At 42.0% G+C, this 10,736-nt stretch carries 11 protein-coding genes; all 11 read right to left on the bottom strand.

The features are described 5' to 3' along the window. Nucleotides 1–20 precede the first annotated feature (20 nt). Nucleotides 21–356 carry a flagellar hook-basal body complex protein FliE gene (fliE, locus tag HUB64_RS19450; protein ID WP_028761191.1) on the bottom strand — a complete coding sequence of 112 codons (336 nt, stop codon included), beginning with the start codon at nucleotides 354–356 and terminating at the stop codon, nucleotides 21–23. Nucleotides 357–587: 231 nt separating this feature from the next. After that, entirely contained in the window at nucleotides 588–1,931 is a 1,344-nt protein-coding gene (locus HUB64_RS19445; RefSeq protein WP_028761192.1) for a sigma-54 dependent transcriptional regulator, read from the bottom strand. Next, nucleotides 1,924–3,006, bottom strand: coding sequence for a PAS domain-containing sensor histidine kinase (locus tag HUB64_RS19440; protein WP_173497646.1), 1,083 nt, complete (start codon nucleotides 3,004–3,006; stop codon nucleotides 1,924–1,926). Before HUB64_RS19440 ends, HUB64_RS19445 begins: the two co-directional genes overlap by 8 nt. A 109-nt stretch (nucleotides 3,007–3,115) precedes the next feature. Continuing rightward, the gene (locus HUB64_RS19435) at nucleotides 3,116–4,549 is read right to left on the bottom strand and encodes a sigma-54 dependent transcriptional regulator (RefSeq protein ID WP_105251936.1); all 1,434 of its coding nucleotides are present in this window, start codon (nucleotides 4,547–4,549) and stop codon (nucleotides 3,116–3,118) included. A gap of 287 nt (nucleotides 4,550–4,836) precedes the next feature. Continuing rightward, nucleotides 4,837–5,247 (bottom strand): flagellar export chaperone FliS, encoded by a 411-nt coding sequence (gene fliS / locus HUB64_RS19430; protein WP_028761195.1) that lies wholly within the window; start codon nucleotides 5,245–5,247, stop codon nucleotides 4,837–4,839. 6 nt (nucleotides 5,248–5,253) lie between these two features. After that, nucleotides 5,254–5,574, bottom strand: a complete 321-nt coding sequence (locus HUB64_RS19425; protein WP_028761196.1) for a hypothetical protein — start codon at nucleotides 5,572–5,574, stop codon at nucleotides 5,254–5,256. Nucleotides 5,575–5,604: 30 nt separating this feature from the next. Next, entirely contained in the window at nucleotides 5,605–6,975 is a 1,371-nt protein-coding gene (fliD, locus tag HUB64_RS19420) for a flagellar filament capping protein FliD (RefSeq protein WP_173497645.1), read from the bottom strand. A gap of 33 nt (nucleotides 6,976–7,008) precedes the next feature. Then, nucleotides 7,009–7,386: a flagellar protein FlaG gene (locus HUB64_RS19415; protein WP_028761197.1), complete on the bottom strand. Its 378-nt coding sequence runs from the start codon at nucleotides 7,384–7,386 to the stop codon at nucleotides 7,009–7,011. A 141-nt stretch (nucleotides 7,387–7,527) separates the two neighbouring features. Beyond that, nucleotides 7,528–8,346 (bottom strand): flagellin, encoded by an 819-nt coding sequence (locus HUB64_RS19410; protein ID WP_028761198.1) that lies wholly within the window; start codon nucleotides 8,344–8,346, stop codon nucleotides 7,528–7,530. A gap of 253 nt (nucleotides 8,347–8,599) precedes the next feature. Next, the gene (locus HUB64_RS19405; protein WP_173497644.1) at nucleotides 8,600–9,421 is read right to left on the bottom strand and encodes a flagellin; all 822 of its coding nucleotides are present in this window, start codon (nucleotides 9,419–9,421) and stop codon (nucleotides 8,600–8,602) included. A 94-nt stretch (nucleotides 9,422–9,515) separates the two neighbouring features. Beyond that, a complete protein-coding gene (gene flgL, locus HUB64_RS19400; RefSeq protein WP_173497643.1) occupies nucleotides 9,516–10,727 on the bottom strand; it encodes a flagellar hook-associated protein FlgL in 1,212 nt (403 codons plus the stop codon). Nucleotides 10,728–10,736 lie beyond the last annotated feature (9 nt).

Here is a 10,736-nt window from a genome sequence, read left to right as displayed (position 1 = left end):
TAATTGGGTTATTCACTGGCCTAGACAGGCATGCTCATTATTTCTTTGTAGGCTTCGACAAGCTTATTACGCACTTGCACTGTCGCCTCGAAAGCAACACTCGCTTTCTCACGGGCAATCACAGTGTCCGATAAAGAAACGGTAGTATCACCCATCTCTAAACGTGTCGCGAGGTTTGACGATGCAGACTGTAAGCCGCTGACATTGCCGACGGCTTGCGATAGCAACTGACCGAAGTCTGCACCACTGGTGTTATTCACTTGCTGCATGATATTTGGCTGAACGCCAAACGACGGCGTTATTTCGCCTTGGAGTTTCTGCATTTCCTGCAGGAATGAATTTGCGCCTATTTGCATGCTGAGCTCCCAGTCGTCGAATTCTTGACGATCAAAATACCGATAACGGGACAATGCAAAATAACGGCCAAGTTTTCAGATGGTCGTGATTGATAATAAATTGACGGGATAAGAAGATGTCAATATCTAAGGATTTTGGATGAAATGAGCCACTTTTACGGTTGTGTATTTTAATAAATACAGCCTCACACTCAATGTGGAGGCTGCGAGATGATAACTTGAATTTATAGACTAATTTGGCAGTTGGATCCCCATATCACGCATCCTTGCCATCTTGTATCTTAGGGTTCGTGCGCTAATTCCTAGCTTTTCGGCGACTAACTTACGACTTCCTTGGCATTGATTAAGGGTCTCTAAAATAATCACATGTTCTTGAGCTTTGAGCTCTTCACCTAAACCGTCTGGCTCAGAAGAAAATGGGTCTAGATCTTCACCGCTTAAAATCACATCCTGCGCATCGATAATAATGTCATTGGCAGTGATCAATTGACCGGCTCTTAATATCAAAGCACGCTGGATCACATTGTCGAGTTCACGTACGTTCCCTGGCCAGCGATGACTCAATAAACGTCGACGCGCATTCTCATCCAACTCAGGCACATCGGCAACATTCAATGCCTTAGCATGTTTAGCCAGTAAATGACGCGCAAGAGGTAAAATATCTGCAGGACGTTGACTTAACGCAGGCCAAGCTAAAGGAAATACGTTAATTCGATAGTAGAGATCTTCCCTAAATCCGCCAGCTGCGACCACTGCCTTTAAATCACGATTGGATGTGGCAAGCACGCGCACATCCAATTTAATTGTTTTACGGCCACCTAAACGCTCAACTTCACGCTCTTGCAAAACCCGCAACAACTTAGCTTGTAAGCCTAAATCCATCTCAGAGATTTCATCGAGCAGCAAAGTGCCACCTTGAGCCTGCTCAAATTTCCCCGGACACGCTTGATAAGCCCCCGTAAATGCACCCTTTTCATAACCAAAAAGGGTGGCTTCGAGCATGTTCTCAGGAATAGCGGCACAGTTAATGGCCACAAAGGCTTGATTAGCACGGCTACTGTGTTGATGAATATAACGGGCCAAAACCTCTTTACCCGAACCGCTAGGACCTAAGATCATGACAGAGGCATCGGAGGCGGCAACCCGTTGAGCAAGTGCTAATAAGGCTAAACTTTTTTCATCAGCGACGACGGGCTGATCCACATTTTGTTTTAATGGCAAATAGCGTGAGACTTGATTGAGTAACACTTCTGGTGCAAAAGGTTTGGCTAAATAATCAACAGCGCCTAATTTTATAGCGTTCACCGCGCTACCAATAGTCGCGTAGGCCGTCATCAACAGCACTGGCAACTTAGGATGATGCTGCTGCAGGTAGTTCAATAAACCTAAACCACCAATACCTTGCATCTGCACATCGCTAATAACTAAATCAAACTGATGTTGTTTCAAGGCTAAAATAGCGTCTTCACCGGAGGCAACATCAACACACTCATACTGAGCCAGCATTAAAGTATCCAACAAGGCTTCACGTAATGAAGCATCATCCTCAACGAGCAATAACTTTGCTTCAGACATGGGTAATCTCCAAAGGTAATATCACCGCGGATTTAGCCCGAGGGAATACTAAAGACACAGTACAGCCTTTATTCGGTAAACAACTGAGTTGCAGTTGTCCTCCATGATTGCGCACCACAGATTGCACAACGGCTAACCCAAGCCCAGTTCCCTGCGACTTAGTCGTAAAGAAAGGTTCAAATACCTTCTGCTGCATAGTGGCGTCTAAGCCTTTGCCATTATCGATTACATCTAATAATAACCGTTCGCCCTCTTCCTTCGCTTGGATACGAATTTCAGTTGCTCCGGCTTCTATGCTGTTCATGACTAAATTATTAATCGCCGAGCTTAATGCATTGGAATTAGCTAACATCGAGCTGCTTGATGCATCATCAAATGACAAGTCACAGCCTTGCTTTGCCGCTATCGGCTCACAATTTGCCAAAACATTGTCGATAACCTCAGCCAATGAGATTAGATCTCCAAGTTCATCCTGACGACCTTTAGCCATCAATAGCATGTCGTTAACCTGCCGCTCGAGTTCATTGAGTCTATCAACAAGTTTTTGTTGAAATTTCGCTTTAGCAGCATCGGATAACTTAGGACTCGCAAGATTTGAAGCATATAACAAAGCGGCTGATAAAGGCGTGCGCACCTGATGAGCCAAAGTTGCTACCATCTTGCCCAGTGCAGATAAACGTTGTAAATGGGAGATATTTTTCTGTAATAACCGAGTTTCAGTCAGATCAGTTAACACAATTAATTGACCAGGCTCTGGCGTCAATGGCGTAATAGCTAATTTAACGCGACGGCCATTACGCAGCGACACTTCGTGGCCATCATCGTCCTGCGGCGCAAAGGCACTGTGGATCACATCAATCCAGCGAACGCCACATAAGGAGCGCTCAAGTAATTCAACTGCTACCGGATTGGCATCCGTGACTATACCGTCGCCATTGATAATCACCACGCCGGATGGCATAGCCTGTAAAATATGCTCCATTCGATTGGACATATTCGCGGCCTCACGCAGTTGGTTCCATTGTTTGCTAGTGTGCTTGAATGACTCAATTTGCGCTAGTGGGTTGGCTGACATAGTCACTCCGTCAAAAAATTGCTTATGACGGGGTGACTGCAGTATCTATGCCAAATTGGAAATTGAACTTTAGAGGTTAAAACAACTTATATAACAATAAAATAGAAAACTAATCTTTTGTCATTCCGTACTTACGCATTTTTTCTACAAGCGTTGTACGGCGTATTCCAAGCATTTCAGCAGCGCGAGCTACGACATTATCTTGTAGCTCTAGCGCCTGACGTATCATGTCTATTTCTAGTTCTGCTAACAAATCCTTAAGGTTCACACCTTCAGGCGGCAGCTCACTAGGGAAACGCGTTTCAGGGATTTCAACCGGCTCTTCATCGCTAAAGATAGAAGCTAAAGCATCACGTTCCTGTTGCTCTTCACTCATCTCTACACAATATTCGGGCACATCGATATGGCGATATTTGACAGGTAAATCGTTAACATCAACCAGTCCACCCGGATATAAAATGGTGAGGCGTTCGACTAAATTAGACAGCTCGCGCACGTTGCCCGACCAAGCATGTTCTTTCAGCGACTCTATCGCACGCTGCGTAAAACGCACCTTACCACGGCCTTCGTTATAGACTCGGCTAACTAACTCTTGTAATAGCAAAGGCACATCGTCCTTGCGATCACACAACGCGGGCATTTCAATCGGGAATACGTTTAGGCGGTAATAAAGATCCTCACGGAACTCATTAACGCTGATCATAGTTTCTAAATCTCTATGTGTTGCAGCAACTACGCGTACATCAGCATTAATAGTCTTAGTACCACCAACGCGCTCAAATACCCGCTCTTGCAGCACACGGAGTAATTTAACTTGCATTTGTAGTGGCATGTCTCCTATTTCATCGAGAAATAGTGTTCCACCTTCAGCTAATTCAAAACGGCCTTTACGAGAACAGATTGCCCCAGTAAATGACCCTTTCTCGTGACCAAATAGCTCACTCTCTAATAACTCAGGCGGTATAGCACCACAGTTAACAGGGATAAATGGACCGTCACGGCGCTCAGACAAATAATGGATATTACGGGCGACCACTTCTTTACCTGTACCCGATTGACCCAGAACAAGCACGGTTGCCTCAGATGTTGCTACTTGATTTATCAAGTGCCTCACATTCGCAATACCATCACTGCGTCCCACTAAGCTTCGGAATAACTTTGTTTGATTCGCACTAGTAGGGACTTGAGGCCGTTTAACTTGACCGAATACTTGGCAAAAGTGTAATAATTCAGTGAGCTGAGGATACGTTAAAGGTTCTTCAATATGCCCAAGAATGTTAGACACTTGCAGATCATCAACATTGCCAAGCAACAGCATAGGTTGCCATGGATGTTGACCTGCGATGTTTTTAAGCCCATCAGCATCCATAACATCAGTTAGGATAACTAAAGCTCGAAAACGGGTATCTTGGAGGCTAGCACTTAATTTTTCGGTGTCAATTTGTACAAATTGCTCACCTAAAAAATCCAAAATACAACACAGGCGATTTAATCGCTCTGATGGAGGGCCGATAAGTAAAATTCGTTGATCTGTTTGCATCATTCAGTAGGCCGTAAAGCTCTAATATGTATTAATTCGCATTAATTATTTATGATTAGTTGCTGTAAAAGCTTAACAAATTCAATGTAACAATCTGTGCCACCATCACTACTTGTGATGAATATTGTATTATCAGCAGACGAGAAGCAAGCCTCAGATGAGGTTTATGCCAAACTGAATTGATTTTAGTTCATTTACATCATGATTCTAGTCTAAAACGTCAATACTTTGACTTTAAGCCAAAAAAAAGACGCAACCAGTGCGTCTATTTTTAATAACGAAATAAGATATTAACCCGCTTCAGAATGCGCAGAAATATTATGTTTATCTGCAGGAATTGCATCCCAACCTTCTTTGATAGTACGTAAAATATCACATACATCATCAATCGCTTTCACATCATTATTTACGTTAGCTTCAGAAATTCTACGCAACATAAAGTCATATAAATCACTCAAATTTCTGGCTATCTGGCCACCAGCATCCATATCTAGGCTATTGTTTAAACCAGTAATAATCCCAATAGCTTTGCCAATGTACATACCTTTATTAGACAAGTCATTTTGTTCAATCGCAAGACGACTTTGTGCTAAACGTTGCAGTGCCCCCGCAAACATAAGCTGAATAATACGATGTGGTGACGCAACAGTAATTTCACTCTCTAAAGACACCTTACGATACGATTGCAGTGATCCTCTCATAAACACCTACCTGTTTAAATCTATAGTCTCATAAACACTAATCTGGCGCTTATTCTTATTACCTGCATGTAATAATGCTTGCCTATCTGCCATAACAACACTTGCTTTACTTGTGTACTCTTGAGTAAGTTCAAGCTGATGTTGAAGATAATCAACATCTGTCATATTAGCATCAGCCACTAATACATTGAGTAAAATTTGACGCTCTCCAACCAGTACTTGCAAGTTCGACACCAACTCGTCAGATTGAGGCTCTTCAGCAGGAAGCTGAGTCAGTTTATTTAAATTTTCACTCAAAAGGACATTAAGCTCATCGAGTTGTTTCACTTATACTCCCCTTACTCATTTATAATTTCACTATCGTTTTTTAACAGCTCCAGGAAGCGAATTCAAACGATCAACAAGACCACTGCTCTGCTGATTTAGTTTTCCAACGACTAGATCCATTGCATTAAATTGCTTTGTTAAACGGGCTGTTAGTTGATCCATCTTAAGCGTGAAAGCTTCTCTTCTATCAGTAAGCTGGCTTTGTTGATTAGTATATCCGGTTTGACGTGACGCAATTAATCCTCGAGACTTGACATAACTATCTGCAAGATCATTAAAGCGATTAGCAAGCCCTTTATCTGGTGTCGAGAATAATGCCTCAACACTGGCCATATCTTCAGAGATGACTTTATTAAGTTTAGTATCATCGACAGACAACTTACCATATCTATCTGTTTTTATACCAATATCATATAATGCTATCGAACTGCCGCTATCAGTTGGCACTCGTTCACTCGATATACTTCGGAGTTGCGATTCTATAGAACGGATCATAGAGTCGCCCTGTAATGCAGCTGCTGTTTTTTTCTCTTTATCATAGGATGACATTTTATCAACTGCAGTCGCTAAACTATTATAGGCATCGACAAAAGCTTTTACATTTGCCTTTACTGCATCATCATCTTGTTCAATTTTTAACGTAGTCGTCTTAGAAACATCGGCATCAGTTAAGTTTAACGTCACCCCTGCAATAGCATTTTTAACTTCATTAGTTTGTGAGGTAACTTTCTGATTATCGATATAAACAACTGCATTTTTAGCATCTTGAAGCGTGGAGATATTTCCAGCACCGAACATATCATTGAGTCCAGTTCCAGTAGTGTCATTAGCTGTAATACTAATTTGATTGTCTTCACCTGACTTATCTGAACTAAAAACCAATCGACTGCCTGCATCACTGGTAATAACAGTTGCAGTTACGCCCGCATTATCTGGGGATTCATTAACTTTTTTAGCAATGGCAGCAAGTGAATCGGTAGCCGAAACATCAATGGAGAAATTCTTACCATTGATACCAAAATCAAGGCTCCCTTCACCTACAGGTAATCCAGGATCTGCAACGTTTTTTCCAGCAATTTTATGATTTACCGCAAGTTGCTCAACTTTAATACCATAGCTACCCGCTTGTGCGGTTTTGTCTGTTGTTGCTGACAAATAAGTTTGATTACTAACAGAAACCTTACGCAGATTGAGGGCATCGCCAGTTTGAAGTTTTTTTAAGGCATCTTGAAACGTAGACAACGCACTTTTTAAGGTTCCCATAGCTGAAACTTTTGCTTTGATGCTGTCTTCCGTTTTATTAAACATCGCTTCTTTCGGTGTTTTTTCGGCATCAACTAAAACTTGCACAATTTCACTAATTTTAAGGCCAGATCCCATGCCTGTCGCTGTTAATGCCATATAGACCTCTCAATCAAACGTACTTACAAATATTTATGCTTCTGTTTTCATCAAAAGCCCTGTGACTTCTGATAGTTTTTCTGCCAAGGCTAATGCTTCTTCACTCGGCATTTGTCTAATCACATCACCAGTATCTCGGTCAAGTACAGTCACAACAGCTTGTCCAGAGTTCTCATCAACCTTAAATGCTAAACCTTTACGCATCATAGACATCATATCAGACAACTCTGTGGCAACTTGAGCCAGCTTACTTGGATTCTGTTCATTTTTCGTTACATCTTGTTCCACAGCTTGTTCAATAGCCGTATTTCGCTTTAATTCAGCATCTGGAGCAGATGCTTTTAGCGGCGTTTGAGCTAAATCAACCTTACTGTGAAGCATAGAAGGTGAACTTGCTATATTGATATCCATAGCCATACCTCAGCAAATTTAGTAATAACTTTAAATGGTTACATTAAAATTACCCTATAAAACTACATTAACCTTTTAAAGTGGCAAAGGGAGATCCGTTACCGAACCTCCCTTATCACTTTCTCACTATTCTGCTTAAAACTACAGCAGTGACAAGGCCACTTGAGGTAACTGGTTGGCTTGGGCCAACATTGCAGAACCCGTTTGTTGCAACACTTGGTTCTTGGTCATTTGTGATGTTTCTTTCGCGAAATCCACATCCACAATTCGACTCTTCGCATCAGCAACGTTGGCTTGAGTATTAGCACTGTTACTAATGTTGTATGCTAGACGGTTTTGTTTAGCACCTAAGTTAGCACGCTGACTATCAATCGTTTTAATGGCAGCATCAATCGCAGCGAGTGCAGTTGAACGGCCAGCTGAACTTGCAACCGACAAACTATTAACAGATAACGCACCAGCATTCGTTGCTTTTACTGAAATCGTAATGTCTTCGCCTTCTTGGTGTCCGACTTGGAAGGTCTTACCTGCGGAGAAATCACCATTCAGTAATTTTGTGCTACCAAATGCAGTTGTATCACCGATTGCTGTAATTTCTAATGCCAGTTCATCAATTTCGCTTTGCAATGCTGTCAAATCGTCAGTACTGTTAGAACCGTTCTCTGCTTGTACTGTCAAATCACGCATACGTTGAAGCATGTTAGTCTGTTCTTGCATCGCACCTTCAGAAATCTGGGCGATTGAAATGGCATCGTTAGCATTGCGCATACCAACATCAAGGCCACGCACTTGGCTGTTTAGTCGGTTCGATATCGCTAAACCAGCAGCGTCATCTTTGGCACTGTTAATACGCAGACCACTGGATAAACGTTCCATAGATGTGGCCAAACCGCCTGCGGAAGTATTTAAATTCTTTTGAGCTTTTAATGAAGTGACGTTTGTGTTTACTGTAATGGCCATGATCGTTTCCTCTTTATACCTGGCTTGTGAACTTGCCTGTCTACTTAAGCCAGGCGGGTCTTAGTGGTTACAGTATATTTAACGGCAGCATCTTTTTTAACTTTAGAGTTATTTTTTAAAATATCTTGATTTTAAAAAATAACTCTAATTATCATAAACATAAATATCAACTCCTATAAAACTTTGCCTACTTTTCTAGATAATTCTAGAACAAGTAGGCAAAAGTGCTTCATATAACATCACGCAAATAACATTAACCAAGAAGAGATAATGCAACTTGAGGTAACTGGTTAGCCTGTGCAAGCATTGCAGAACCCGTTTGTTGTAACACTTGGTTCTTAGTCATAACTGAAGTTTCCTTCGCAAAATCGACATCCACGATACGACTCTTAGCATCAGCAACGTTGGCTTGAGTATTAGCACTGTTACTAATGTTATAGGCCAAACGGTTTTGCTTCGCACCTAAATTGGCTCGTTGATTGTCAATTGTTTTAATGGCAGCATCAATATTCGCAAGTGCAGTTGAACGACCAGCAGAAGTCGCTACGGATAGCGAATTGACAGATAAACTTGCAGCATTGGTTGTCCCTACCGAAATAATGACATCCTCAGCTTCTTGGTGCCCTACTTGGAAGGTTTTACCCGCAGAAAATCCACCAGTCATTAATTTGGTATTACCAAACGCCGTACTATCACCTATAGCAGTAATTTCTTCTGCTAATTGATCCATCTCTTTTTGCAATGCAGTTAAGTCATCAGTGCTATTCGCACCGTTTTCTGCTTGAACAGTCAAATCACGCATACGCTGCAACATATTGGTTTGCTCTTGCATCGCACCTTCGGCAATTTGAGCAATTGAAATCGCATCATTTGCGTTACGCATACCCACATCTAAACCGCGCACTTGGCTGTTCAAGCGGTTAGAAATGGCTAGACCAGCGGCGTCATCTTTCGCACTGTTAATGCGTAGACCACTGGATAAACGTTCCATTGAGGTCGCTAAACCGCTACTGGAAGTATTTAAATTCTTTTGTGCCTTCATTGAAGTCACGTTGGTATTTACTGTAATAGCCATGTTGAGTTCCTCTTCCTAGTTATACCGCCAAGGCTTGGAGCTTGGCTAAATTTTTAACAATTTATCTTACAGATGGATAGGTACTTGCTTTCTGTTAAATAAAGTCGAACAGGGAAACAGAACCCACCTTACTAAACACGCTAGAGACTGCGTTCAATGCAAGCTGTTGCTTTTCAAATTCCGTAATCGCTGATGCATAATCGAGATCTTCCAAGAGTGATAGCGCTGATGAGTTCACCACTTTCTCCTCGGTATGAGTCTCTTTGTAACTCTCGACAACTTTCAGATTATTCCCCGCCACACTTCTGGCAGAACTAATTTGATTGACGCCACTATCGATGTTATTCAATATCTGTGCCAACTGAGCTCGACCTTGGGGAGTGTTGGCAGAATTAGGGTCTTCAATTAATGCAATCGCATTACTGATCGTATCGAAAATACTGACTTCGGCCTGCGGCTCCATGGTGAAACTATCGCCAGCGCTGGGTTTTCCATCAATTTTAACTTCTATACCATTAAAACTAATGGGATTAGTGGCATCGAAGTTAGCTACGTTTGCGACAGGATTACTTGCAGAATCGAGCACTTGCAAGTTAGTACCGCCGGCACCATTGTCAGTGAAGTTAAATGTATATGTATCAGCAACATAAGTTGCAGCATCAGCAATTTTTGCTGTTTTAACGCTAAACTCCCCCTGCTGGCTGGCCAAATAATTGACGCTATAATCACCAAGTCCATTGGGTGCTTTCATAAACGCGCTATCGCCAGGGATGTTTGTCCCCATGGCAACACCCGTTTGTACTAAACTATTTTTGACGCCAGAGTCGCCGCTATACACTATTTTAGGCGGCGTCGAGTTATCAAAAGCAAAAGGTTCTTTATCGGTACTGAAACCAGAGAACATATAATTGCCAGATTCATCCTTACTATTGGCAATAGAGAGCAATTCTTCTAAGCTGCCTTTCATCTCTTCGGCAATCATTTGCCGCTCAGTTCCTGATAGTGTGCCGTTTATCGCTCGCATAACTTGCTCACGCATAGAGCCAGTTAAATCTTCAGCACTACCGAGTTTACTTTCTGCCACAGCAAGACGATTTGTCGCATAGTCAATATTTTTCATAAACTGATCGACTAGCGCATTTTTCTGATTCAGATTATCAATACCCTGTGACGCCACAGGATCATCACCAGCAGTATTGACTTTCTTACCACTGCTCAATTGGTCAAGAATTTTGCTGGTCGCCGTTTGCTTTTGCAGCACACTGGTAATGCTTTGATTAAAAATCTGCGCGGATGATAATCGCATAGTTAAATC

This window comes from Shewanella sp. ISTPL2 (genome assembly GCF_013283205.1).
Lineage (GTDB): Bacteria > Pseudomonadota > Gammaproteobacteria > Enterobacterales > Shewanellaceae > Shewanella > Shewanella oncorhynchi.
The sequence above is the reverse complement of the archived record's forward strand: the minus strand, read 5'-3'. Positions and strand labels throughout refer to the sequence as shown.